At 68.6% G+C, this 22,842-nt stretch carries 24 protein-coding genes; 11 read left to right on the top strand and 13 right to left on the bottom strand.

Going from position 1 to position 22,842, the window contains the following annotated elements; all coding sequences use genetic code 11:
• The first annotated feature begins 5 nt into the window (after positions 1 to 5).
• From AC3WRN_RS13965 to AC3WRN_RS13950, 4 genes are all read left to right on the top strand, one after another.
• Positions 6 to 1,337 (top strand): NAD(P)/FAD-dependent oxidoreductase, encoded by a 1,332-nt coding sequence (locus tag AC3WRN_RS13965; RefSeq protein ID WP_492623404.1) that lies wholly within the window; start codon positions 6 to 8, stop codon positions 1,335 to 1,337.
• A gap of 120 nt (positions 1,338 to 1,457) precedes the next feature.
• Positions 1,458 to 2,090: a thymidine kinase gene (locus tag AC3WRN_RS13960; protein WP_068092844.1), complete on the top strand. Its 633-nt coding sequence runs from the start codon at positions 1,458 to 1,460 to the stop codon at positions 2,088 to 2,090.
• A 22-nt stretch (positions 2,091 to 2,112) separates the two neighbouring features.
• Positions 2,113 to 2,880 carry a hypothetical protein gene (locus tag AC3WRN_RS13955; protein WP_492623403.1) on the top strand — a complete coding sequence of 256 codons (768 nt, stop codon included), beginning with the start codon at positions 2,113 to 2,115 and terminating at the stop codon, positions 2,878 to 2,880.
• A gap of 251 nt (positions 2,881 to 3,131) precedes the next feature.
• Positions 3,132 to 3,761: an SEL1-like repeat protein gene (locus AC3WRN_RS13950; protein WP_492623402.1), complete on the top strand. Its 630-nt coding sequence runs from the start codon at positions 3,132 to 3,134 to the stop codon at positions 3,759 to 3,761.
• 153 nt (positions 3,762 to 3,914) lie between these two features.
• On the opposite strand, the gene mutM is transcribed toward AC3WRN_RS13950, so the two are convergent.
• From mutM to AC3WRN_RS13925, 5 genes are read right to left on the bottom strand one after another with little or no spacing between them, the layout of a single operon-like run.
• Positions 3,915 to 4,742 (bottom strand): bifunctional DNA-formamidopyrimidine glycosylase/DNA-(apurinic or apyrimidinic site) lyase, encoded by an 828-nt coding sequence (gene mutM, locus AC3WRN_RS13945; RefSeq protein WP_492623401.1) that lies wholly within the window; start codon positions 4,740 to 4,742, stop codon positions 3,915 to 3,917.
• Between the two features lie 5 nt (positions 4,743 to 4,747).
• The gene (locus AC3WRN_RS13940; RefSeq protein ID WP_492623400.1) at positions 4,748 to 5,239 is read right to left on the bottom strand and encodes a hypothetical protein; all 492 of its coding nucleotides are present in this window, start codon (positions 5,237 to 5,239) and stop codon (positions 4,748 to 4,750) included.
• A 3-nt stretch (positions 5,240 to 5,242) separates the two neighbouring features.
• Positions 5,243 to 6,598, bottom strand: a complete 1,356-nt coding sequence (locus AC3WRN_RS13935; protein ID WP_492623399.1) for a GldG family protein — start codon at positions 6,596 to 6,598, stop codon at positions 5,243 to 5,245.
• A complete protein-coding gene (locus tag AC3WRN_RS13930) occupies positions 6,598 to 7,368 on the bottom strand; it encodes an ABC transporter permease (protein WP_492623398.1) in 771 nt (256 codons plus the stop codon). Before AC3WRN_RS13930 ends, AC3WRN_RS13935 begins: the two co-directional genes overlap by 1 nt.
• Positions 7,365 to 8,129 carry an ABC transporter ATP-binding protein gene (locus AC3WRN_RS13925; protein ID WP_492623397.1) on the bottom strand — a complete coding sequence of 255 codons (765 nt, stop codon included), beginning with the start codon at positions 8,127 to 8,129 and terminating at the stop codon, positions 7,365 to 7,367. The genes AC3WRN_RS13930 and AC3WRN_RS13925 overlap by 4 nt, the downstream gene beginning before the upstream one ends.
• A 172-nt stretch (positions 8,130 to 8,301) precedes the next feature.
• Between AC3WRN_RS13925 and AC3WRN_RS13920 the strand changes: the two genes are divergently transcribed.
• Positions 8,302 to 9,495, top strand: coding sequence for a DesA family fatty acid desaturase (locus AC3WRN_RS13920; RefSeq protein ID WP_492623396.1), 1,194 nt, complete (start codon positions 8,302 to 8,304; stop codon positions 9,493 to 9,495).
• Positions 9,496 to 9,851: 356 nt separating this feature from the next.
• Here the strand turns inward: AC3WRN_RS13920 and rpmG are convergent, their stop codons facing one another.
• A complete protein-coding gene (gene rpmG, locus AC3WRN_RS13915; protein ID WP_007513765.1) occupies positions 9,852 to 10,019 on the bottom strand; it encodes a 50S ribosomal protein L33 in 168 nt (55 codons plus the stop codon).
• 10 nt (positions 10,020 to 10,029) lie between these two features.
• Positions 10,030 to 10,266, bottom strand: coding sequence for a 50S ribosomal protein L28 (gene rpmB / locus AC3WRN_RS13910; RefSeq protein WP_007513766.1), 237 nt, complete (start codon positions 10,264 to 10,266; stop codon positions 10,030 to 10,032).
• A gap of 295 nt (positions 10,267 to 10,561) precedes the next feature.
• On the opposite strand from rpmB, the gene secB reads away from it, so the two are divergent.
• The 3 genes from secB (at position 10,562) to AC3WRN_RS13895 (ending at position 15,219) form a co-directional block, all read left to right on the top strand.
• Positions 10,562 to 11,065, top strand: coding sequence for a protein-export chaperone SecB (gene secB, locus AC3WRN_RS13905; RefSeq protein ID WP_068092865.1), 504 nt, complete (start codon positions 10,562 to 10,564; stop codon positions 11,063 to 11,065).
• Positions 11,066 to 11,074: 9 nt separating this feature from the next.
• A complete protein-coding gene (locus AC3WRN_RS13900; protein ID WP_068092867.1) occupies positions 11,075 to 12,100 on the top strand; it encodes an NAD(P)H-dependent glycerol-3-phosphate dehydrogenase in 1,026 nt (341 codons plus the stop codon).
• Positions 12,101 to 12,201: 101 nt separating this feature from the next.
• Entirely contained in the window at positions 12,202 to 15,219 is a 3,018-nt protein-coding gene (locus AC3WRN_RS13895) for a DEAD/DEAH box helicase (RefSeq protein WP_492623452.1), read from the top strand.
• 25 nt (positions 15,220 to 15,244) lie between these two features.
• Here AC3WRN_RS13895 and AC3WRN_RS13890 read toward each other — a convergent pair whose 3' ends face one another.
• A complete protein-coding gene (locus AC3WRN_RS13890) occupies positions 15,245 to 15,547 on the bottom strand; it encodes a hypothetical protein (protein WP_492623395.1) in 303 nt (100 codons plus the stop codon).
• Positions 15,548 to 15,612: 65 nt separating this feature from the next.
• The gene (locus tag AC3WRN_RS13885; protein ID WP_492623394.1) at positions 15,613 to 16,500 is read right to left on the bottom strand and encodes a hypothetical protein; all 888 of its coding nucleotides are present in this window, start codon (positions 16,498 to 16,500) and stop codon (positions 15,613 to 15,615) included.
• Between AC3WRN_RS13885 and AC3WRN_RS13880 the strand changes: the two genes are divergently transcribed.
• A complete protein-coding gene (locus AC3WRN_RS13880) occupies positions 16,499 to 16,819 on the top strand; it encodes a hypothetical protein (RefSeq protein WP_492623454.1) in 321 nt (106 codons plus the stop codon). The genes AC3WRN_RS13885 and AC3WRN_RS13880 overlap by 2 nt on opposite strands.
• A gap of 48 nt (positions 16,820 to 16,867) precedes the next feature.
• Here AC3WRN_RS13880 and AC3WRN_RS13875 read toward each other — a convergent pair whose 3' ends face one another.
• The 4 genes from AC3WRN_RS13875 to AC3WRN_RS13860 form a co-directional block, all read right to left on the bottom strand.
• A complete protein-coding gene (locus AC3WRN_RS13875) occupies positions 16,868 to 17,185 on the bottom strand; it encodes a hypothetical protein (RefSeq protein WP_492623393.1) in 318 nt (105 codons plus the stop codon).
• 104 nt (positions 17,186 to 17,289) lie between these two features.
• Positions 17,290 to 17,973, bottom strand: coding sequence for an HAD family hydrolase (locus AC3WRN_RS13870; RefSeq protein ID WP_068092872.1), 684 nt, complete (start codon positions 17,971 to 17,973; stop codon positions 17,290 to 17,292).
• Positions 17,974 to 18,007: 34 nt separating this feature from the next.
• Positions 18,008 to 19,015: a glucokinase gene (glk, locus tag AC3WRN_RS13865; protein ID WP_492623392.1), complete on the bottom strand. Its 1,008-nt coding sequence runs from the start codon at positions 19,013 to 19,015 to the stop codon at positions 18,008 to 18,010.
• Between the two features lie 110 nt (positions 19,016 to 19,125).
• Positions 19,126 to 20,760: a S53 family peptidase gene (locus tag AC3WRN_RS13860; RefSeq protein WP_492623391.1), complete on the bottom strand. Its 1,635-nt coding sequence runs from the start codon at positions 20,758 to 20,760 to the stop codon at positions 19,126 to 19,128.
• Positions 20,761 to 20,919: 159 nt separating this feature from the next.
• Between AC3WRN_RS13860 and hemB the strand changes: the two genes are divergently transcribed.
• The gene (hemB, locus tag AC3WRN_RS13855) at positions 20,920 to 21,912 is read left to right on the top strand and encodes a porphobilinogen synthase (RefSeq protein ID WP_492623390.1); all 993 of its coding nucleotides are present in this window, start codon (positions 20,920 to 20,922) and stop codon (positions 21,910 to 21,912) included.
• A 122-nt stretch (positions 21,913 to 22,034) separates the two neighbouring features.
• Positions 22,035 to 22,550, top strand: a complete 516-nt coding sequence (locus AC3WRN_RS13850) for a hypothetical protein (protein WP_492623389.1) — start codon at positions 22,035 to 22,037, stop codon at positions 22,548 to 22,550.
• Positions 22,551 to 22,842 lie beyond the last annotated feature (292 nt).

Raw genomic sequence — 22,842 nt, 5'->3', positions numbered from 1 at the left:
AGGGCATGGCGGAACCGGAAGTCGAGCAGTGCGACGTGGCGGTGATCGGCGGCGGCCCCGGCGGCAGCACCGCAGCCGCCCTGCTGGCGCGCCGCGGCCACAAGGTGATCGCGCTGGAGAAGGCGCACCACCCGCGCTTCCACATCGGCGAGTCGCTGCTGCCGATGAACCTGCCGGTGTTCGAACGGCTCGGCGTGCTGGACAAGGTGCGCGAGCTGGGCGTGTTCAAGTCCGGCGCCGATTTCGAGGCGGACAACGCACGCGGCTACAACGTCTACGCGTTCGCCCGCGCGATCGGGCCGAGCCCGCCGCATGCCTACCAGGTGTGGCGGCAGGATTTCGACAGGATGCTGTACGAGCACGCGCGCGAAGCCGGCGCCGAGGCGCGCGAAGGGCATGAAGTGCTGCGCGTGGAGCAGCGCGGCCCGCGCGAGAGCTGGCTGGAGGTGCGCACCGACGACGGCCGCGACTACGCGATCCGCGCGCGCTACGTGGTGGACGCCAGCGGCCGCGACGCGCTGCTGGCGACGAAGAGGAAACTGCGGCGCAGGAACGCGCAGCACCAGAGCGCGGCGATCTTCGGCCATTTCCGCGGCGCCGATCGCCGCCCCGGCGAGGACGCCGGCAACGTCAGCATCTACCGCTTCGCGCACGGCTGGATGTGGATGATCCCGTTGCCCGACGGCGTGATGAGCGTGGGCGCGGTGTGCCAGCCGGAGTACCTGAAGCAGCGCAGGGGCCGCACGGTGGAGTTCCTGCTCGACACGCTGCAGCTCAACCCGGCGCTGTGGCAGCGCGTCGGGCGGGCCGAGCTGATCGGCGACGCGGTACATGTCACCGGCAACTACTCCTACGACTCGACCTGCATGGGCGGGCCGGGCTGGGTGCTGGTGGGCGACGCGTTCGCCTTCCTCGACCCGGTGTTCTCCTCCGGCGTGTACCTGGCGATGAGCGGGGCGGAGCAGGCCGCCGCGGTGGTCGACCAGGCCCTGCGCGAGCCGCAGCGCGAGGCGGCCTTGCTGCGCAAGCTGGAAAGGCGGCTGCGCGCCGGCCTGGCGCGCTTCGCGTTCTTCGTCTACCGCTTCAACGGGCCGGTGATGCGGCAGATGCTGCGCTCGCCGCGCAACACCTGGCAGCTGGAGCAGGCCGTGATCTCGATGCTCGCCGGCGACCTGTTCGACACGCCGAAGGTGCTGTGGCGATTGCAGCTGTTCAAGCTGGTCTACGCGATCATCGCCCTGCGCGACTGGCGCCGCGGACGCGCCGAGCGCCGCCACCGGCTGGCCCAGGCAAGAACGCCGTTCACCGGCGGCAACACGCCGCTGGACAAGGCCTGATTGCGCTCCCTCCCCTGCGTGCCGGGGAGGGTCGGGGTGGGGTGCCCCTGGATCTTCAGGCAAGCCATCGTCCACCGCCTGTCGCGCTACCATGCACGGTCACGATCCCGGCGCACCGACATGGCCAAGCTCTACTTCTATTACTCGGCGATGAACGCCGGCAAGACCACCACGCTGCTGCAGAGCGCGTACAACTACCACGAGCGCGGCATGCGCACGCTGATCCTCACCCCGGCGCTGGACGACCGTTTCGGCGACGGCGTGGTGGCCTCGCGGATCGGCCTGAAGGCGAACGCGCGGCGCTTCGCCGGCGACGAGGACTTGTTCGCGCTGGTCGAGGCCGACATTGCGGCGAACGGCCCGCTGCATTGCGTGTTCGTCGACGAGGCGCAGTTCCTCACCAAGGCGCAGGTGTGGCAGGCCAGCGACGTGGTCGACCGGCTGGGCATCCCGGTGCTGGCCTACGGCCTGCGCACCGATTTTCGCGGCGAGCTGTTCGAGGGCAGCCGCTACCTGCTGGCCTGGGCCGACGAGCTGGAGGAGATCAAGACGATCTGCCACACCGGGCGCAAGGCCACTATGGTGGTGCGCGTGGACGAGCACGGCCGCGTGGTCACCGACGGGCCGCAGGTTGAGATCGGCGGCAACGAACGCTATGTCTCGGTGAGCCGCGCCGAGTTCAAGAAGATCAGCGAAGGCAACGGCCGCATCGAGCTGCAGCAGGCCGTGCTGCCGCTGGGCGAGCGCGAATGAACCGATCCATCAAGGAATCCGCATGAGCGAAGCCACTCCCCCCGCCGGCTGGCCGCGGCCGTACTGGCAGCCCGGCGAAGAAGAGGCCGTGCTGCAGTTCTACGTGTTCGGCAAGTTCGAGCCGGAGCTGCTGATCCCGTCGCCGCGCTACGGCAGCCCGGGCCTGCCCGCGGGCGTCGGGATCCAGCGTTTCCAGAACGCCGTGCTGCGCCAGTGGGACGGCTATCCGCTGAACGGCGCGCTGGGCGGCCTCATCAAGGAAGACACGCCGGAAGCGTACGAGCAGGCGCGCATCGCGCCCGAGGTGCTGGTGGTGCGCGGCGTGCTGAAGGACGGCGCCAGCCTCGACTACCTGCGCGACACGCTCGGCGTGCTGGCCGGCATGCTCGACGTGGGCGGCACCGCCATCCTCGACCCGCAGATCCTCACCCTGTTCGACGCCGCGCACTGGCGCCGCCACTACCTGGTCAAGGACGGCGCGCCGCCGCGCCACCACGTGCTGATCCTGCGTAGCGACGAGGGCGGCGACCGCTCCTGGGTGCACACCCGCGGCATGCGCAAGTTCGGCCGCCCCGACCTCAGCCTGCGCAACGTGCCCGATCGCGACGTCGACCGCGCCGGCGTGCTGTGCGAACGGCTGGTCGAACTGCTGTCGCTGGGCGCGCACTTCAGTGCCGGCCAGCCGCTTGAGGTCGACGGCCTACCCGATGACCTGGTGGCGCAACCGGGCGGTAGCCTCGACGACCCCGAGTTCAACAACACCCACGTCGAGTTCCGCTGGCCGGAGTGAGCGGCGGGTTTTGTAGGAGCGCACCCCGTGCGCGATCGCATTTTTGTGGATGGGCGCCATGACCCCGTAGGGCGGGCACCGCCCGCCGCACTTGCCGAAACGCCTGGAATCCGGATCAGAAAGCCGGCGGACAGTGTCCGCCCTACAAGGGCTGTGCGTTGAACCTGCCCCGCCCTTTGCGTACAAAGTGGGGACAGTCGAAAGCGAGCAGGAGCGAAGCCGTCGTGCCCATCCGTTGCGCGAGTTGTCTTGTGGCAGTGAGTTTGTTGGCCGCCCCGGCCCTATGCGTGCCCGGGTTGGCGCAGGCGAGCGATCTGGGCCAGCAGATCGCCCTGCTCGACAAGAGTCAGGTGAATTCGCGGCATCCCGACCTGTTCTACCGTGACGCTGCCATCAGGAGCTACCAGGCAGGCAGCAAGGAGCAGGCATTGGTTCTGTTTCTCAAGGCGGCGCGTTTTGCGGACAAGCCCTCGCAGGCGACCATCGCGGCGATGTACTGGAACGGCGATGGCGTGCCGCAGGATCGCGCGCTGGCCTATGCGTGGATGGATCTGGCGGCTGGTCGTGGCTATGCCGACCTGCTGGCTCAGCGCGAGCGGTACTGGGCGCAGCTCAACCCGGATGAACGTCAGCGTGCCATCGAGCGAGGTCGCCGGGTTTACGCGGAATACGGGGACGCGCAGGGGCTGAAGCGACTCGATAATGCGCTGCGCCGGGAGCTCGCCCGGGCCACCGGCAGCCGCACCGGTTTGGGCGGCAACAACGTGACCGTGTTGTTGCGGGGTGGGGCCGGGTCGCCGCTGCAGCGCGACGACGGCGCGCCGGTGGTTTTGGGTGGCACGCCGGTGCGCGGCACCGACTACTACACGCCGGCGCTGTAGTCGGCCGCAGCTTACGCCCGGCTGAAAGACCAGGTGTGGGAGTTGTCGGCCGCTGAAATGGGCACGGTCGAAGTCGGGCCGCTGCAAAGCCTGCCCGTGCCAGTGGTGTCGGACAGCAAATAGGTCATGTCCTGATATCGGTATGGGCTCGGCTCAGCGCTGGCAGTGCGGGCACCAGAACGTCGAGCGCTGCCCCAGCGTGACCTGGCGGATCGGCGTGCCGCAGGCGTGGCACGGTTCGCCTGCGCGGCCGTAGACCATCAGCTCGCGGAAGAAGTAGCCGGGCGCGCCGTCGGGGTTGAGGAAGTCGCGCAGGGTGGTGCCGCCGCGCTCGATCGCCCAGGCCAGCAGGCGTTTCACCTCGGCGGCGAGCCGCGCGTAGCGTGCCCGCGAGACGCTGCCGGCCGGCTTGCGCGGGTCGATGCCGGCGCGGAACAGCGCCTCGCTCGCGTAGATGTTGCCCACGCCGACGACGACGGCGTTGTCCATCAGGAACAATTTCACTGCCGCCGTGCGGCCGCGCGAGAGATGCCACAGCAGGTCGCCGTCGAAGGCGTCGGTCAGCGGCTCCGGACCGAGCCTCGCCAGCAGTTCATGCGTCTCGCCGGGCGGCTGCCACAGCAGGCAGCCGAAGCGGCGCGGGTCGGTGAAGCGCAGGATGCGCGGCGCCTGCTCCGGGGTGCGCTCCAGCGCGATGTCGACGTGGTCGTGCTTGCCGATCGGCGCGTCCGGCGGCAGCACGCGCAGCACGCCGGACATGCCCAGGTGCAGCAGCGCGCTGCCGGCCGCGGTGTGCAGCAGCAGGTATTTCGCGCGCCGCTCCACCGCGTCGATGCGCTGGCCGGGCAGCCGTTCGCTGATCTCCGGCGGAATCGGCCAGCGCAGGTCGGGCCGGCGCAGGATCACGTCGGTGACGCGGCGCCCGATCACGTACGGCGCGATGCCGCGGCGGGTGGTCTCGACTTCGGGCAGCTCGGGCACGGCGCTCAGTGCAGCTCGGTGGTGGAGGTGGCCGGCGAGCGCGGCATGTAGCGGGTCGACACCAGCGCGATGCGCCGGCCCACGCGCACGTAATGTTGCGGCCCGGTGACCGAGCCCTCGCCGAATTCCAGCGTCTGCCCGTCCAGCACCAGCGACGCCCGCGGCGGCGCCAGGCCGATCTTCGCCGGATCGAAATCGCCGGCCGGGCGCCAGCTCAGCACGGGTGCGGCGGCGGTGCCGGCGAGGTCGTTGAGGCGGGCATCGTTGGCGCGTTGCGGCGTGCCGTCGAGGCGCCACCAGTGGCCGTCGCGCTTTTCATAGTGCTGGGTCGGCGCATCGGGCAGGGTGAGCGCGACGTGCGTGATGGCGGCCGGATCGAGCGCGGTGAGGCTGCCGGTGGCGTGGCGGGCATCGCGTTGCCACTGCCAGGACGCCAGCGCCAGCAGCGCCATCGCGGCGAGCAGCAGGAGCAGGCGCTGGCGGGTGGCGCGCTTCATCGCTCAGCGCCGCCGCCGGCGCCACGCGATCAGGGCACCGGCCAGCAGCAGCAACAACGGCAGCACGACCAGGAAGCCGAGGCTCAGCGCGTTCAAGCCGGCTTGCGAGATTTCCAGCAGCCGGTCCGGCGCGCCGCGCGGCGGCAACTGGACCAGCTTGTCGTCGCCCAGCAGCCAGTCGAACACGCGCTCGCCCAGCGCGCGGTTGCCGCCGTTGCCGAGGAAGGTGTTGGAGAGGAAGTCGCCGTCGCCGATCACCACCGCGCGCTGTTCGCTCTTGTCCGGGCTGGGCGACAGCCGGCTCAGCGCGAAGCCGAAGTCCAGCGGTCCTTTCAGCTCGCCGGCATCGGCGTCGTAGCGGATCTCCGAGGGCTTGCTGTTGTCGATCGGCCGGAACTCGGTCCAGCTCTGCGCGCCGGAGCGCAGGAACGGCTTGACCGCCCAGCCGCCCTGCGCCAGCTGCGCCAGCGCGGAGGCTTGCGGGAACAGCGTGGTCAGGGTGAAGCCGCGGGTGATCGCCTGCGCCGGGTAGTCGCCCAGCGCGATCAGGCGCGGGTCGTGCAGGCCGAGCGCGGCCCCGGAACCGTCGACCAGCACGCCGGGCAGCACGCGCACGCCGAGCGCGGCAGCGAGCGGGCCGAGGCCGAGGTCGTCGTTTGCCGGCTCGGTCAGCCACAGCAGGTTGCCGCCGTTCTGCACGTAGCCGACCAGTGCCTGCACCGCGCCCGGCGGCAGCGCCAGGGTCGGGCTGGCCAGCACCACCAGGTCGGTGTGTTCGGGCACCGCGGGCACTTGCGCGAAGTTCAGCGGCACCGCGCGCATGCCGCGCGCTTCCAACTGCGCCATGAAGGTGCCGAGGTCGGCATTGGCCTGGCCGTCCGCGCGGCGCTCGCCGTCGCCGGCGACGAAGGCCACGATACGGTCGCTGCCGCGCAGCAGCCGCTCCAGTGCGTTGGTGAGGCTGCGCTCGGACAACTCGTCCAGCCGTTGCTCGCGATCCTTGTAATGCAGGATCAGCGCGCCGTCGACGGTGATGCCCAGCTCGCGCATCTTCGCCGGATCCAACTGCGGGTCGACGAAGCGCAGGCCGAGGTCGGGCTTCACCGCCTGGTAGCGCTGCAGGAAACCGGCCACGGTCCGGCGCAGGTCGCCCTGCGGGTTCGCGTAGCTGACGATTTCCACCGGGCTGTCGAAGCGCGCCAGCACGGCGCGGCTTTCCGCCGACAGGCTAGCGCGGCCGTTGGCGGTCCAGTCGGCCTGGCGTGCGTAGCGCGTGCTGAGGTAACCGATCGCGCCGGCTGCCAGCACCAGCAGCAAGGCGAACAACCAGCCGTCCAGACGCCTGAACAGGTTGCGCATCAGCCGCGCTCCTTGTCGGCATCGAGCCGGCGCGCGGCCAGCGCCAGCGCCAGCGCGATCAGCAGCACGAACCACACGATGTCGTTGGTCGAGACCAGGCCGCGCAGCATCGGCTGCAGGTGCGTACTCATCGCCAGCCAGTTGATCGCGCCGCCGTTGACGCCGGCCATCTGCGCGCCCAGGTTCACGCCCCACAGCGCCAGCGCGACCACCAGCGCGGCGGCAGCGGCCAGCGCCGGGTGCGAGGCGAAGCTCGAGCAGGCCACGCCGATCGCGGCCAGCGCGGCCAGCATCAGCGCCAGCCCCAGCGTGGCGGCGGCCAGCTTGCCCCAGTCGAAGTGCGTGGCGTGCATCAGCGCCAGCGGCATCGCCAGGGTCAGCGCCAGCCACAGCAGCAGCCAGCCCAGCACCGCCAGGTACTTGCCCAGCACGATGCGCCAGGCCGGCACGCCGGCGGCGAACAGCAGCGGCAGGGTGCCGTTGCGGCGCTCGCCGGCGAGCGCCGACATGCACAGCAACGGCACCACCAGGAACGCCAGCTGGGCCAGCTGGGCCAGCAGCGGCACGCCGACCAGGTCGATGAAGCCGGGACCGTCCGGCAGCGCGGCGCGCTGGATCTGCCCGGCGAGGAAACCGCCCAGCAGCAGGGTGAAGTTCCACGCCAGCCAGGCCAGGGTGAGCGCGGCGAGTACCCAGGCCAGCGGGCGCACCAGCAGCCGGCGCCATTCCAGCCGCGTCACGGCGAGGGTGTTCACGAAAGCGTGGCTCATGCGGCGCGCGCCGGTTCGGTGCCGCCGTTCATCGCGATCCCGAAGAAGGTTTTTTCCAGCGCCGCGTGGTCGTCGGCGCGCACCGGGCCGTCGTGGCGCAGCGTGCCCTCGTGCAGGATCGCCACGCGGTCGCACACGGCCGTGACTTCGGCCAGCAGGTGGGTGGACAGGATCACCGCGGTGCCGGCCGCGGCCTGCTCGCGGATCAGCGCGCGCAGCGCGGCCACCTGCACCGGATCGAGCGCGTTGGCCGGCTCGTCCAGCACCAGCAGCGCAGGGCGGTGCAGCAGCGCGCAGGCCAGGCCGAGGCGCTGGCGCTGGCCTTGCGACAGCACGCCGGCCAGGCGCCGTGCCAGCGGCTGCAGCTCCAGCCGCTCGATGATCGCGGTGCGCGCCTGGCGCAGCGCGGCGCCGGCCATGCCGCGCAGGCGGCCGTGCGCGTCGAGATGCTCCTCGACGCTGAGTTCGGCCCAGACCGGCGCGCGTTCCGGCAGCCAGCCGATCTGCGTGCGGGCCAGTACCGGGTGCTCCAGGAAATCCTCGCCGTTCAGCTCGATGCCGCCGCTGTCGGGCCTGAGCGCGCCGGCGATCATCGACAAGGTGGTGGATTTGCCGGCGCCGTTCACGCCCAGCAAGCCCATCACCTGGCCGGCTTGCAGCTCCAGGCTGAGGTCCTGCACGGCGGCGCGGCCGGCGCGGCGGCGGCTGAGCCGGTGCAGTCGCAGGACGGTGCGGGGTGAATCGGAAATGCGCGGGGTCATTGCGTGATTGTCACGGCGCCCCCACCGTTAGACAACAGGCGCAGGCTGCGGGCGCGAATAACGTCACTTTAGCGCCCCGCTCTTGACCGGCTGCTATCATCCGCGGTTCGCCGTGCTGGCGGGTATGGAAACCCCCGATCTACACTGCCCCATCCCTCACCCGGTGCCTTCCATGCTCGACGCCGTACTCAATTTCCTGAACGACGGTTTTACCGGCGCAAGCTGGGGCCAGATGCTGGTCTACATGCTGATCGTGACCCAGCTCACCATCTTCACGGTGACGCTGTACCTGCACCGCAGCCAGACCCATCGCGGTGTCGATTTCCACCCGGCGCTGGCGCATTTCTTCCGTTTCTGGGGCTGGCTGACCACCGGCATGGTCACCCGCGAGTGGGTGGCGGTGCATCGCAAGCATCACGCCAAGGTCGAGACCGAGGAAGACCCGCACAGCCCGATGATCTACGGCATCAAGAAGGTGTTCTGGGACGGCGTCTCGCTGTACCGCGATGCCTGCGAGTCGAAGCAGGACATGGAGCAGTACGGTCGCGGCACCCCGGACGACTGGGTCGAGCACAAGGTTTACGGCGCGCATCCGTACTGGGGCCCGGCCCTGATGCTGCTGATCGACCTGGCCCTGTTCGGCGTGATCGGCGCCGCGCTGTGGGCCGTGCAGATGGTCTGGATCCCGTTCTGGGCCGCCGGCTTCGTCAACGGCATCGGCCACTGGGCCGGCTACCGCAACTTCGAGAGCGCCGACACCGCGCGCAACCTGATCCCATGGGGTTTCTGGATCGGCGGCGAGGAGCTGCACAACAACCACCACGCGTTCCCCAGCTCGGCCAAGTTCGCGCTGCGCAAGTGGGAGTTCGACATCGGCTGGGCGGCGATCTGCGGCCTGCGCGCGCTGGGCCTGGCCAAGGTGCTGCGCGTGGCGCCGTCGCTGGACGTGCGCCCGAACGTGCGCCTGCCCGATGCCGATACGCTGAGGGCCGTGCTCACCCATCGCTTCCAGGCGATGACCGACTACTACCGCGGCGTGATCCTGCCGACCATCAGCGACGAGGCGCAGCACGCCGGCGAGAGCATCAAGTCGATGCCGCGCCGCATGCGCCTGGCGCTGGCCGATGGCGGCCGCTGGCTCGACAACGAAGGCCGCGACCGCATGCAGGCCGTGCTTGCGCGGCGCCCGACGCTGAAGACCGTGTGCGACTTCCGCACCCGCCTTGCGGCGTTGATGGAACAGCGTGGTGCCGAGCAGGCGCTGAAGGGCCTGCAGCAGTGGATCCACGAAGCCGAGGAAAGCGGCATCCGCGCCCTGCAGGAGTTCGCGCAACGGCTCAAGGGCTACAGCGTCGCGACGGCCTGATTCGTCCGGCGGCACAACGGTTCGACAAAACCCGCCTTCGTGGCGGGTTTTGTTTATTTGGGTCTGCGGGGAGACCCGAATAATCTCCGAACTTCGTCATTCCGGCGAAGGCCGGAGGAGCTTTTCAACGGCGGAGCTGGTCATCCATCGGGCCTTGCGCAAAAGCAACATGGATGACCAGGTTCGCCATGGCGCGTCGGTCAGGCCATTCCATTCGAGCAAAAGAAAACCCGCCACGAGGGCGGGTTTTCCTGGAGGTATCAGTCTCGCTGTTGCAGAAGCAGAGGTGATCCCGGCCTGCGCCGGGATGACGTTCTGGCAAAGGCGTACGCGCTACGCGCGGACGCGCCAGAATGTCACTTGATCTTGCCTTCCTTGTAGATCACGTGCTTGCGCACGACCGGATCGTACTTCTTGAACTCGAACTTTTCCGGCGTGTTCTTCTTGTTCTTCTGCGTGGTGTAGAAGTGGCCGGTGCCGGCCGAGGAGATCATGCGGATCTTGTCTTGCGATTTGTTAGCCATGGCTCAATCCTCAGACCTTTTCGCCGCGGGCGCGCATCTCGGCAATCACGGCCTCGATGCCATTCTTGTCGATCGTGCGCAGGGCGTTGTTGGAAACGCGCAGCTTGATCCAGCGGTTCTCGCTGGGCACCCAGAAGCGACGCTCATGCAGGTTCGGCAACCAGCGGCGACGGGTGCGGTTGTTGGCATGCGAGACGTTGTTGCCGCTCTGCACACCCTTACCGGTGACTTGACATACACGGGCCATGACGACCTCCGTAATTCTTGGTTGACACCCGTTGGCCAGGGTGAGATCGGCCCAGCGGCGCCATGCGCCACGCGATGCTGGAGTTGTCGCAACGCATGATCGTGGGGTCCGTACCGCGTGGCGGACCGCCCGGAAGCACCGGGTCGACAGAGGCGAGCCGCGCATTCTCGCAGAAAAACAAGGCCGTGCGCAATCCGCCCCGGTCGACCGGGCGGCTTCCGGCGTGCGCGCGGTGGTGTTGTATGGAACAATCGACCTCTTTTATACACGACACCGAAACCCGAGGAACTCCCCGATGGCACAAGAGATCACCAACGACCAGGCCAATGGCCAGGCCAGTCAGCCGCAGCTGGTGATGCAGAAGATCTACGTGAAGGACGTGTCCTTCGAGGCGCCGAATGCGCCGCAGATCTTCCAGGAACTCGACGAGAAGGATCAGCCGCAGGTGCAGCTGAACCTGGGCCAGAAAGCCACCGACCTGGGCAACAACCTGTACGAGGTGGTGCTCAGCCTCACCCTGACCTGCACGGTCGGCCAGCGCACCGCCTACCTGGCCGAGGTGGAACAGGCCGGCCTGTTCGGCATTGCCGGTTTCAGCGAGGCGGACCATGCCGGGATCATCGGCAGCTACTGCCCCAACCTGCTGTTCCCGTATGCCCGCCAGGTGATTTCCTCGCTGGTGCTGGAGGGCGGCTTCCCGCCGTTCCTGCTGCAGCCGATCAACTTCGATGCGCTGTTCGCCGAGCAGCAGCGCCGCGCGATGGGTGGCGACAACGCCCCGGCCATGCTCAACAGCTGAGCCGCGTGCATGGCTGAAAACCCGAAGCTGACCATCCTCGGAGCCGGCTCCTGGGGCACCGCGCTGGCGGCGCTGACCGCGCGCAACGGCGTGCCGACCACGCTGTGGGGGCGTGACCGCGAGGCACTGGCGGTGATGGCGACAAGCCGTCGCAACCGGCGCTACCTGCCGGACACCGAGCTGCCGGCGCAGCTGACCTACGAAGCCGACCTGGCTGCCGCCGTGCGCGGTGCCGGGATCGTGCTGATCGTGGTGCCCAGCCATGCGTTCGCCGCGATGCTGGCCGAGCTGGCCCCGCTGCTGGATGCGGGCACCGCGATCGCCTGGGCGACCAAGGGCTTCGAGCCGGGCACTGGCCGCTTCCTGCACGAACTGGTGGCCGAACGGCTGCCCGGTCGCGCCGCGGCGGTGGTTACCGGCCCGTCGTTCGCGAAGGAAGTCGCCGCCGGCCTGCCCAGCGCGGTCACCGTGCATTCGGACGACGCGGCGTTTGCGCAGCAGCTGGCCACCTTGCTGCACGCGCCGAACCTGCGCGCGTATTCCGGGGGCGACGTGCTCGGCGCCGAGCTGGGCGGCGCGATGAAGAACGTGCTGGCGGTCGCCACCGGCATCGCCGACGGCATGCAGCTGGGCCTGAACGCCCGCGCCGGCCTGATCACCCGCGGCATGAACGAGATGCTGCGCCTCGGCGTGGCGCTGGGCGCGCGGCCGGAGACGCTGATCGGCCTGTCCGGCCTCGGCGACCTGGTGCTGACCTGTACCGGCGATCTCTCGCGCAACCGCCGGCTCGGCCTGGCGCTGGGCCAGGGCGTGGCGATCGACGAGGCGGTGCGCCGGATCGGGCAGGTGGTGGAAAGCATCCTCACCGCCGACGAGGTGGCGCGGCTGGCCGACAAGCACGGCCTGGACCTGCCGATCAGCGCGGGCGTGCGCGCCGTGCTGCACGGTGAGGTCACCCCGGTCGACGGGCTCAAGGCGCTGATGGCGCGCGAGCAGAAGCCGGAATATCCGCACGGCCTGTTCGGCACCGGCTGACCCCGCCGGCGGCGACGCGATTTGTCGCGCCGGCGACGGTCGCATCCTGCCGCCGCACTGCTAAGCTCAATGTTTTGGTCGTCGCCGCGGACCGCATGCGCATGCAGCAACCGGACGAGAAACAGCACGTCGCCGTCCCGCCATCCGGCGACGACGAAGCCTTGCCGCCGGCCTGGCGGCGGCTGCTGGCCGCGCCGAAGCCGGCGGTGGCCGACGAGCATGGCGTACTCGGTTTCTTCCTGGAGGTGATGCCGGAAGAGGGCGCCCCGTTTGCCCGGCTGGACGTGGCGCCGGTGCTGCTGGCGGTGGTCGAGCACGGCCGCTATGCGCGGCCGGTGCCGCTGGACAGCCGGCATCTGGCGCAGTCGCCGCTGCAGCCGCACGAGCAGCGCCTGGCCGCGACCATGCTGGGTCTGCCGCAGAACGTGCGCAAGGGCCGCAGCTACGCGCGCCTCGGCGGCCACGTCGGCGATACCCTGCTGGCCGAGATCCTCGATACCGCGCCGTGCTTCCTCGGCGGCCTGGCCGGCCTGCGCCTGTCGCGCGGCAGGTCGCATCCGCTCAACTGGCACTGGCAGCTGGAGCCGGACGGCAGCCAGCGCCTGCTGCCGGTGCTGCCGCACAGCCAGCGCCTGCTGCGCATCGACGGCCTGTGGTACCTGGACGTCGAGCGCGCCACCGTGGGCCGTTTCGACGCCGCGCCCGAGGAAGCGCACTGGCTGGAACTGCCGCCGCTGAAACACGAGCACGGCCGCCGCCTGCGTGGCCGCCTGGCCGGCAGCCGGCTGGCCACGCGGGTACCGCCGCCGCTGGTGTTCGGCGAGGTGCGCCGCTCGGCGCTCGCGCCGAAGCCGGTGCTGATCCTGCACGCGCTGACCCGGCATGCCCGGCTCGCCGCCGGCACGCCGCCGCTGGGCTATGCGCGGCTGGCCTTCGACTACGCCGGCGAACGCCTGCCCGGGCGGGGCGGCGAGCCACTGGTGCGGCGCGTGCGCAACAGCCAGCTGGTCGAGATCATCCGCCGCCGCGCCGAGGAACTCAGCGCGATGGAACGGCTCGAACGCGCCGGGCTCACTCCCGGCGTGGATACCGAGGGCCTGCCGTGGGACGTGGCCGAGACCCTGCCCGACGACGCCTGGCTGTTTCCCGGTACCGGCTATGCCGGCGCGCTGGAGGTCAACACGCCGGCGCGCTGGCTGGCCTTGCGGCCCAAGCTCGAGGCAGAGAACTTCCAGGTCGAGTACGCGCCGAGTTTCCCGTTCGAGGTGCTGGAAGGCCCGGTGCACTGGTACGGCCAGGCGGTGGAGGATGCCGACGACCACGCGTTCGACCTGGAGATCGGCATCGAGCTGGACGGCCAGCGGCACAACCTGCTGCCGGCCGTGGCGCAGGCGCTGGCCGAGCACCAGTTGAACCTCAGCCCCGCGCCGAACGAGCCGGAGGACGCGGTGTGGTACGCGCCGGTCGACGCGCGCCGGCGCGTGCCGGTGCGTCTGAAGGAGTTGCGCGGGCTGCTGGCGCCGCTGGCCGAATACCTGGAGAAGCCGCGCAAGAAACTGCACCTGCCGCGGGTGCAGGCCGGCCGGCTGGAGGAACTCGCCGCGGCGATGCCCGGCGACGGCACGCTGGAGGCGGCCGAACCGCTGCTTGGTTTCGCCGCGCGCCTGCGCGATGCCGCCGAACGCGCCAGCGACGCGGTGCCCGACGGGCTCACCGTGGAGCTGCGGCCCTACCAGCGCGAGGGCCTGCGCTGGCTGAACGCGCTGGCCGAAGCCGGCGTCGGCGGCGTGCTCGCCGACGACATGGGCCTGGGGAAAACGCTGCAGCTGATCACCCATCTCCTGGCGCTGAAGCAGGCCGGCACGCTGACCCAGCCGGCGCTGGTGGTGGTACCGACCAGCCTGATCCCGAACTGGCAGTCGGAGATCGCGCGCTTCGCGCCGATGCTGCACGTACTGACTCTGCACGGGCCGCAGCGCGCCGAGGAATTCATCCAGCTCGGCGCGCAGGACATCGTGTTGACCAGCTATGCGCTGCTGCCGCGCGACGTGGCCGCGCTGCGCAAGCAGCCGTTCGCGCTGATCGTGCTGGACGAGGCGCAGCAGGTGAAGAACCCGCGCACGCAGGCGCGCCGCGCCCTGCTCAGCCTGCGCACGCCGCGCTACGTCTGCCTCACCGGCACGCCGCTGGAAAACCATCTGGGCGAGCTGTGGTCGCAGGTCGACCTGGCCGTGCCCGGCCTGCTCGGCGACGAGGGTGCGTTCCGCCGCTTCTACCGCGTGCCGATCGAGAAGCAGCACGACGAGGAATGCCAGCAGCGGCTGAACCTGCGCATCGCGCCGTTCATCCTGCGCCGGACCAAGGCGCAGGTGGCGAAGGAGCTGCCGCCGAAGACCGAGATCACCCGCCGCGTGGTGCTGGAGGGGCGCCAGCGCGATCTCTACGAAGGCCTGCGCCTGTCGCTGGCCGAGGAACTGCGCGAGGTGATCGCCCAGCGCGGCATCGCGCACTCCGGCATCGTGGTGCTGGACGCGCTGCTGAAACTGCGCCAGGTCTGCTGCGACCCGCGGCTGGTCAAGCTCGAAGCGGCGCGCGGCGTGAACGAATCGGCCAAGTTCGAGCTGCTGATGGACATGCTGCCGGCGCTGCTCGACGAGGGCCGCAAGGTGCTGCTGTTCTCGCAGTTCACCGGCATGCTGAAACTGATCGCCGCCGAGCTGGACCGCCGGCGCATCCGCTACGTCACCCTTACCGGCGACACCCGCGACCGCGCCGAGCCGGTGCAGCGCTTCCAGAACGGCGAGGTGCCGCTGTTCCTGCTCTCGCTGAAGGCCGGCGGCGTGGGCCTCAATCTCACCGCCGCGGACACCGTGATCCACTACGACCCGTGGTGGAACCCCGCCGCCGAGGCGCAGGCCAGCGACCGCGCGCACCGCATCGGCCAGGACAAGCCGGTGTTCGTGTTCCGCCTGATCACCTCGGGCACGGTGGAGGAGCGCATCGAGCAGCTGAAGGAGCGCAAGGCCGAACTGGCCGCCGCCGTGCTCGAAGGCGGCGGCACCCGCGAGAGGCTGCGCTTCGACGAGGGCGACCTGGATGCATTGCTGGCGCCGGGGTGAAGCGGGGGCAACTCGCCTCAAGTCATCAAGTTGCCTTGATGACGCTGAATGCCGTGATGCCGATGATGATGCTGTAGCAGATGATAGCTGTCGCGAGGAACACCCGGTTGAAGCGGGCAAACAGCCTTCCCGCTGCGGGGCCGCGTTCGTGCATGAAAAGAAGCAGGGCGAGGATGGCGGCAACGCCGGCCAGTACAAATGTTGGCGTGGCCTCGCCAAGGGTGCCTGGCCCCTTGACGTTGACTAGCCAGTTCAATGTCTGTTGCAGGGTCATGCTTGCGAGCGTGATGAAAAAGAGCGTAATGATCAGGCTCGATACTCTCGACATTTTATTCGCTCCGTGTTGCCGGGAAGTGGCATTGAGCCCAGGACTTGCCCTGGGCTCAAATATCGCTATTGGGGCTGGGTGTTGCACTGCGTGGACTGACCCACCCTGGTGCACGCCACGGTCCATGGCCCAAAAAATACACGTGGCATCTCGACGGGAATGCCGAGCCCGTTAAGGTGTTGAATTCCACGTATTCCAGACTCGAGCCCCACGGGGGTGTCCGGGTACAAATATTTCTGGGTGGAATCGGGGCCGCCTGCAGCAGATATGGCGTCTTCGGGAATGGGATTGCCGACAGCATCTCTGGCGCTGCCCTTCAGGTACGCATAAGACATGCTCGGAAAATCGAAATAGACCACAACGGAACTTCCGTCAGAAAACGGAACCTTGATTTGGGCATTCACCGGAATTCGTATCCCGGTCCCCAATATCTTGATGTTACTGGCCCAGCTTACCAGCGTCCTAAAGGCTATCATTGTCTGGTTTGCACGATCCGATAGCGATGATCCGTTAGCTACACTACTCACCACTCGCTCCTTTATTACGGGGGTCGTAACCACATCGAAAGCAGTGGCTTGACGAGTGTCTGACAGTGCGCTTATTTGATTTTGTTGTGTAAGTAGAGGGGCCGATTCATCGGTAAAGACATTCGCGGTTACAGAGAGGTCGAGTGAACCGCCATCGGCGTCGTAGAAATTTTGAACGGCGCGGTATACATCCAATTCGCTCGCCAATAGCGGTACCGTCTGGGCGTTTTGGCTGTTGATGCTCCAGTGCGCGAAGTTTCGATTGACAAAATCGAAGATGTAGTAGTCGCCGGTGCCACCCTCAACGGCCAGGAGGCGTTTTTCTATGAGGTTGCATCCATTGCAAACCAACGTGATGGTCTTGCCGAAGGCCTGAGTTGATATCAGGGCTACGAGCAGAACAAGCCCGCTGACTGTCTTCTTCATGAAGAACTCCTTGTTGATGTTTTTTGCAAAAGTCCAAGTTGCAAAAGACGCGGATCACGATCTTGCTGAGTCTCCGTTGGCAGATTCGCATGAAATTACGTTAGCACGCACCCTCTCGCGCCGCCACCTCGTCGATGCGACTGAGCATATCGGCCGGACCCCCGTACATTTATGGAAGGTGCCGGCGCTGTGGAAGAGCGCATTAGGAGCTGAAGCGCGCAAAGCGGAGCTTGCCGAAGCCGTGCTCGAAGGCGGCGGCAGCCGCGAGAAGCTCAGCTTCGACGAGGGTGGCCTGGACGCGTTGCTGACGCCGGGCTGAATCCGCGTCGGAGCCTGTCCACGATCTTCAAGCGCCCCACACAGGCTCTTACGACGACGGCGGCAGCCGCGTGCGCAGCAGCGCATCCACCGACTGCTGCCACTGCGGCGAGCCGGGTTCCGATTGCGGCGCTTCCTGGCCCAGCTTGTTTTGCACGGCCTGGTTCCATGCGGGTGAGCCGTGCTCGGGACCGTGGCCGTTGTCGCCGATGTGCAGCGAGCGGTCGACCCACACGTACCATTCGGGCGAGCCGAGTGCGGCATCCGCCGGCGCGTTCCGGCCGGCGCCGGCTTGCGGTGGCGCCGGCGAGGGCGAGCATGCGGCAAGCAGCAGGGCTAGCGGCAGGCTGGCGGCGAGGCGGCGCATGGGCGGCTCCGTGAGCGGATGGCGAAGGAGCCTACCCTCGGACCGCGCATGGGGGATTAATTTTTCATGATGCGCGGGCGTGCGGTTCAGCGACGGTCGAAGGCTCAATCACGCGCGGCCACTTCATCGACGTGGCGCAACAGGTCGGCCGGGTCGTCGTATACGCGGAATGCGCCGGACTGCTGCAGCTCGGCCAGGCCATAGCCGCCCGCGAGCAGGCCGACGCCGAGCGCGCGGGCGCGCTGCGCGGCGAGCATGTCCCACACGCTGTCGCCGATCACCAGCGATTGCCGAATGTCCACGCCCAGCCGCGCGGCGGCGGCGAGGAACAGGTCCGGATCGGGCTTGGCGTGGCGCACCTGGTCGCGCGTCACCACCGGCACCTGCGCCGGGTCGACGCCGAGCGCCGCCAGGTTGGGCGCGGCGGTTTCCATCCGTCCGCTGGTGGCGATCGCCCACGGGATGCCCTGCGCCGTGAGGTAATCCAGCAGCTCGCGCGCACCCGGCAGCGGCCGCACCGAACCCTGGGCATGCTGCCGGTTGAACGCGTCGGCGTGCCGTCGGCGCAGGCGGTCGAGGCGCTCCTCGGTGATCGCCAGCCCGGTCTCGCGCAGCAGGATGTTCGCGAACAGCCCGCCGCTCATGCCGATCTTGCGGTGGATGCGCCATACCGACAGCTCCACGCCTTCCCCGTCCAGTGCCTCCTTCCACGCCAGCACGTGCTGGTAGACGCTGTCGATCAGCGTGCCGTCGAGGTCGAACAGGAAGGCGGTGTCGTGGCGGGGCATGGGCGGTTTCTCCCGGATCGGCCAGGCGGATGGGCTATCGCGGCAGCAGCGAGCGCCCCGACTCCAGCACCGCCAGCGCCGCCGCGCCGAGCAGGCCCGGCTCGGGGTTCATGATCGCCTGGGTCGGCACCTTCTCCATGATGTCGCGGAAGCGGCCCTTGGCCTCGAAGCGTTCGCGGAAGCGGCCGCGTTCCAGCCACGGCAGCAGGATCGGGATCAGGCCGCCGGTGAGGTAGACGCCGTTCCACGCGCCGAGCGTGAGCACCAGGTCGCCGGCGACGCTGCCGAAGATGCCGGCGAAGGTCTCCACCGTGCGCGTGCACAGCGAACAGCTGCCGTCCTTCGCGCGGGCGGTGATGTCCTCCGGCTTGAGCGCCTCGGGCTGGGCGCCGACCATGTGGCAGATCGCGTCGTACAGGTTCACCAGGCCCTGGCCGCAGATCAGCCGCTCGTTGGAGACGCGGCCGAACTTGTGGTTGAGGTAGTCGAGGATGGCGATGTCCTCCGGCGTGTGCGCGGCGAAGCCCGCGTGGCCGCCTTCGGTCTGCAGCACGCTGCAGTGGCCGCCGCGCACCAGCAGGCCGCCCACGCCCAGGCCGGTGCCGGGGCCGACGACGGCGAAGGTCTGCTCGGCTTCGGCGCCCACCACCGGGCGCGGCACCGTGCCCACGTCGACCAGGTCGTCGCCCTGCAGCAGGGTCACCGCCATGCTCTGCGCGGCGAAATCGTTGACCAGGTGCACGTATTCCAGGCCCAGCGCGCTGGCCGTCTGGTGCGCCGAGATCGCCCACGGATTGTTGGTGACCTTGACCGTCTCGCCGTCGACGATGCGCCCGGCGGCGGCCACGATGGCGCGGCTCACCTTGAGGCCGGTGTCGGCGAGGTAGTGCTTCGCGGTAGCCACCAGCGAGTCGTGCTCGGCCACGCGGTAGCGCCGGATGCTGTCGGTCAGCAGCGGCTTGTCGCGCGATGGATCCGCCACGCCGAAACGGACATTGGTGCCGCCGAGATCGACGAGCAGGGTGGGGGCGGTAACGCGCATCGGGACTCCAGCAGGGACACGGAAAGCAGCAAGCCTGCCGTGAATGTGGGCCAGCGTCCAGCACCGGCCGCATCCGGCAGGCTGGGCCGCCCTGCGCGTGTCGGGCGATCCTACGGCTTGCCCTTGTGCTTGCTGCCCTTCGCAGGTGGCTTGTGGCCGCCATGCTTGGGTTTGTGGCCCCCGTGCTTGGGCTTGTGGCCGGGCGGAGCCGGAATGGGGTTGCCTGCCCCCGCCTGCAACGCGCCGAGCAGGGCCTGTCCGTCCGGGCTGCCCAGTCCGGTGCAGGCGTCCCAGCCCGGACCCGCCGCGTAGCTGCCGTTGTCGCCCTGGGTGATGTCGTGGAATGCGCCGTTGCCGAGACCGTACAGGGCGGCCTGGACCGCACCCAGCGTGTGGCCGAGTTGCTGGTTGAGGCGAGCCACCAGCGCGGCCCACAACGGCGCGACCGCGCTGGTGCCGCCGACGACCTCGTCCTGGCCGTCCACGCGCACGGCGTAGCCGGTGAGCGGGTCCGCGTTGCCCGCGACGTCCGGCACGCCGCGTCCGGCGAATCCTCCGGCCGCCGTGGGCACCTGTGCGGCCGCCTGCCAGCCCGGCCGCGCGAACACAGTGCTCACGCCGCCGCCGGTGGCGCCCTCGTTGGCCGCGGTCTCGTTCCATGCCACCTCGCTGCTGATCGTGCTGCCGACGCCGACCAGTTTCGTGCCGCCGCAGGCCAGCACGGATGGACTGGCGGCGGGGAAATCCACGTGCGGCTGGCCATCGCTTTCGCCGTCGCCGGAACCGCTGTCGCCGGCCGCCGCGGTCACCGTCACGCCGAGCACGGCGGCGTCCTCCAGTGCGGTTTCCATCGCGTTGCGCGATGCCGTGGTCCAGCTGTCCTCGGGAGCGCCCCAGCTGATCGACATCGCCGTGGCCGGCCGGCTGCTGTCGTGCGCGGCCTGCGAGATCGCGTTGTAGAAGCCCTGGTCGGTATTCGGGGCGAAATAGATGGCCAGCTTCGCCGCCGGCGCCAGTGCGCCGGCGACCTCGATGTCCAGCATCACCTCCGCATCCGCGGCGCCGCCGGGCTGGTTGCTGCCGCCGTCGACGGAGACGGCGGTAATGGAGGGCGTCGCCAGGCCGAGCGACGTGAAGTAGGTATCCAGATCGGCCTGCCGGTAACCGCCACCCAGTTCGATGATCGCGATGACCTGGCCGCTGCCGTCCATGCCGGCGGGAAAGTCGTACAACTGGCCGACCTGCAGCGGCGTGTAGGTGTTCACCGGCTGCGCCTGCGCCACGCGGAAGTGCGGCCGGGCGACCGGGCGCCGGTCGAGGCCCAGCACGGCGATGACCGACGGATCCGGCAGGGTCGGCGCCTGCGCGCAGCCGACATAGGACACCCCGCCGGGCATCAGCTCGTAACGGCCCAGCTGCACGCCGAACGCCTGCTGCAGGGATTGCACCGTGCCGCGCAGGTGCAGGGCGCGCCGCCCCGGTTCGCTGGCCAGTTCCTGCAGGCCATGCTGGCGGCCGAAGCTGCGCAGGCGATCCACGTCGGCCGGATCGGCGCCGTATTTCGCCTCGAAGTCGGCATGCCGCGCGGCGCGTGAGGCAGGCGGGGCCATCGTGCCCAGCGGGTTCCGGCGCCGCAGCACCAGGGTCACGTCGAGCGACGCATCCGGAGCGTGCCGGCCCAGGTAGCGGGCGCCGGGCGGCTGATGCCGGTGGGTGGTCGGGGTGGCGGTTCGGGCCGTGCTCATGAGGCTTTCTCCCGAGGGGATGGCGTCGGATGCCGCACCGAGAGTGCCCCGGGAAATGTTATGGCCGGGTTTCGCCGGCGTGTCGCGGATGTCGCGGCGCGGCCGCGGGTTCGGCGTTGTGGCCTAAAATGCGCGGGATACGACCCGCCAGGACCTGCCATGAGCTTTCCCGCCATCCGCATGCGCCGCATGCGCCGCGACGCCTTCTCCCGCGCGCTGATGCGCGAGCACACCTTGCTGCCCAGCGACCTGATCATGGTCGCGTTCGTGATCGAGGGCGAAGGCCGGCGTGAGCCGGTGCCGTCGATGCCGGGGGTGGATCGGCTGTCCATCGACGAACTGCTGAAGCTGGCCGGCGAGTGCATGAGCCTGGGCATTCCGGCGCTGGCGCTGTTCCCATCGCCGGGTTCCGCGGTGAAGAGCGAGGATGCCGCCGAGGCATGGAACCCCGACAACCTGATGCACCGCGCCACCCGCGCGCTGAAGGCGACGTACCCCGGGCTGGGCCTGATCGGCGACGTGGCGCTGGACCCGTACACCACGCACGGGCAGGACGGCCTGATCGACGACACCGGCTACGTGATGAACGAGCCCACCGTCGAGGCGCTGATCAGGATGTCGCTGGCCCAGGCCGAGGCGGGCATGGATTTCGTGGCGCCGTCGGACATGATGGACGGCCGCATCGGCGCGATCCGTGACGCGCTGGAAGCCGCCGGCCACATCCACACCCGCATCCTCGCCTACTCGGCGAAATACGCTTCCGCCTTCTACGGCCCGTTCCGCGATGCGGTCGGTTCATCGGCGAACCTCGGCAAGGGCAACAAGCACACCTACCAGATGGACGTGGGCAACAGCGACGAAGCGCTGCGCGAAGTCGAGCTGGACCTGCTTGAAGGCGCCGACGCGGTGATGGTGAAGCCCGGCCTGCCGTACCTCGACGTGCTGCGCCGGGTGAAAGACACCTTTGGTGCGCCCACCTTCGTCTACCAGGTTTCCGGCGAGTACGCGATGCTGAAGGCGGCATCGCAGAATGGGTGGTTGGACGAGAAGTCGGTGGTGCTGGAATCGCTGACGGCGATGAAGCGCGCGGGGGCGGATGCGATTCTTACCTACTACGCGATCGATGCGGCGCGGTGGTTACGCGGGGAATAAGATAGGCTCGTTTTTAATGTCCGCAACCCGTAGCGGACCTTATCCGTGCCTGCAGGTGGGCAACACCAGCGCCGAGTTCAGACGCCACAAGAACAATGGTCAGTCATCATCGGAATCCGCAAATGACGAACAACACCCGCTGGCTAGATAAGGAATTCTTGCGCTGGATTGCAGTGCTTCCGGGTGCTGTGGCTGTCGCGCTTCTCGCCCCAATTCTGGTTCGCTGGATCGTTCTGGCCAACCAGTACGACGTGGCTGATCGAGACGAAAACAATAAGCCTACGGCCTCTCTCCTTGCGCTCATTCCGACAGAGGTATTAGTGCAGTTGGCCGTGGCCTTCTTCAACCCGTTCATTGTGATTCTTGTGGGGGCGTACCTTGCCCCACGATATCGATTAAGAACGGCAATCGTTCTGGCCGTATTGCTCGCCGCCGTCTACTACTACTACGTCGGCACATTCGTGGCTAATGACATCGTCGATGGCGCGTACGACACTGGCCGTTGGATGCGCCTAGCGCTAACCGTCGCGCTTTGGCTTGGTGGCGTTGCAACTGGGCTTTTTATGGCGCGTCGTCTTGACCGGCAACAGCAGGTATATCAGGCCGAGCAGCAAACTGCTCGCATCCGGTCGGGATGAACCTACCGACGGATGAGGTCAGCTGTCTCGAACTCGCCAAATTATGTACGCTTCGGCGGCGGATCAACTGATCGACGCAACTCGATGCAACGCATTGCCGATACCGTTGCCAAACGACCAGTTCTCCTTCGCCGATCGATATCTGGGTCAGGTTCAGTTTTCGCAGTAGGCCGGTTTGTGTCTCAGAGGCAAGAGCTTTCGTGCGCCTACGGCGCCCGAGTTACTTCTCTTTTGCTTGTCCAAAAGAGAAGTAACCAAGAGAAAACGACACCCCGCTTGGCGCTTGCCGGGC

The organism is Rhodanobacter sp. FW101-FHT13A11 (genome assembly GCF_058790335.1).
Note: the sequence above shows the minus strand (reverse complement) of the source record. Positions and strands in the feature narration are given on the sequence as shown.

Bases quoted from the DNA above. Each gene is read 5' to 3' on its own strand.
- AC3WRN_RS13965 (WP_492623404.1), top strand. From the start codon at position 6: ATGGCGGAACCGGAAGTCGAGCAGTGCGACGTGGCGGTGATCGGCGGC.
- AC3WRN_RS13960 (WP_068092844.1), top strand. From the start codon at position 1,458: ATGGCCAAGCTCTACTTCTATTACTCGGCGATGAACGCCGGCAAGACC.
- AC3WRN_RS13955 (WP_492623403.1), top strand. From the start codon at position 2,113: ATGAGCGAAGCCACTCCCCCCGCCGGCTGGCCGCGGCCGTACTGGCAG.
- AC3WRN_RS13940 (WP_492623400.1), bottom strand. From the start codon at position 5,239: ATGAAGCGCGCCACCCGCCAGCGCCTGCTCCTGCTGCTCGCCGCGATG.
- AC3WRN_RS13935 (WP_492623399.1), bottom strand. From the start codon at position 6,598: ATGCGCAACCTGTTCAGGCGTCTGGACGGCTGGTTGTTCGCCTTGCTG.
- AC3WRN_RS13930 (WP_492623398.1), bottom strand. From the start codon at position 7,368: ATGAGCCACGCTTTCGTGAACACCCTCGCCGTGACGCGGCTGGAATGG.
- AC3WRN_RS13925 (WP_492623397.1), bottom strand. From the start codon at position 8,129: ATGACCCCGCGCATTTCCGATTCACCCCGCACCGTCCTGCGACTGCAC.
- AC3WRN_RS13920 (WP_492623396.1), top strand. From the start codon at position 8,302: ATGCTCGACGCCGTACTCAATTTCCTGAACGACGGTTTTACCGGCGCA.
- rpmG (WP_007513765.1), bottom strand. From the start codon at position 10,019: ATGGCTAACAAATCGCAAGACAAGATCCGCATGATCTCCTCGGCCGGC.
- rpmB (WP_007513766.1), bottom strand. From the start codon at position 10,266: ATGGCCCGTGTATGTCAAGTCACCGGTAAGGGTGTGCAGAGCGGCAAC.
- secB (WP_068092865.1), top strand. From the start codon at position 10,562: ATGGCACAAGAGATCACCAACGACCAGGCCAATGGCCAGGCCAGTCAG.
- AC3WRN_RS13900 (WP_068092867.1), top strand. From the start codon at position 11,075: ATGGCTGAAAACCCGAAGCTGACCATCCTCGGAGCCGGCTCCTGGGGC.
- AC3WRN_RS13895 (WP_492623452.1), top strand. From the start codon at position 12,202: ATGCAGCAACCGGACGAGAAACAGCACGTCGCCGTCCCGCCATCCGGC.
- AC3WRN_RS13890 (WP_492623395.1), bottom strand. From the start codon at position 15,547: ATGTCGAGAGTATCGAGCCTGATCATTACGCTCTTTTTCATCACGCTC.
- AC3WRN_RS13880 (WP_492623454.1), top strand. From the start codon at position 16,499: ATGAAGAACTCCTTGTTGATGTTTTTTGCAAAAGTCCAAGTTGCAAAA.
- AC3WRN_RS13885 (WP_492623394.1), bottom strand. From the start codon at position 16,500: ATGAAGAAGACAGTCAGCGGGCTTGTTCTGCTCGTAGCCCTGATATCA.
- AC3WRN_RS13875 (WP_492623393.1), bottom strand. From the start codon at position 17,185: ATGCGCCGCCTCGCCGCCAGCCTGCCGCTAGCCCTGCTGCTTGCCGCA.
- AC3WRN_RS13870 (WP_068092872.1), bottom strand. From the start codon at position 17,973: ATGCCCCGCCACGACACCGCCTTCCTGTTCGACCTCGACGGCACGCTG.
- glk (WP_492623392.1), bottom strand. From the start codon at position 19,015: ATGCGCGTTACCGCCCCCACCCTGCTCGTCGATCTCGGCGGCACCAAT.
- AC3WRN_RS13860 (WP_492623391.1), bottom strand. From the start codon at position 20,760: ATGAGCACGGCCCGAACCGCCACCCCGACCACCCACCGGCATCAGCCG.
- hemB (WP_492623390.1), top strand. From the start codon at position 20,920: ATGAGCTTTCCCGCCATCCGCATGCGCCGCATGCGCCGCGACGCCTTC.
- AC3WRN_RS13850 (WP_492623389.1), top strand. From the start codon at position 22,035: ATGACGAACAACACCCGCTGGCTAGATAAGGAATTCTTGCGCTGGATT.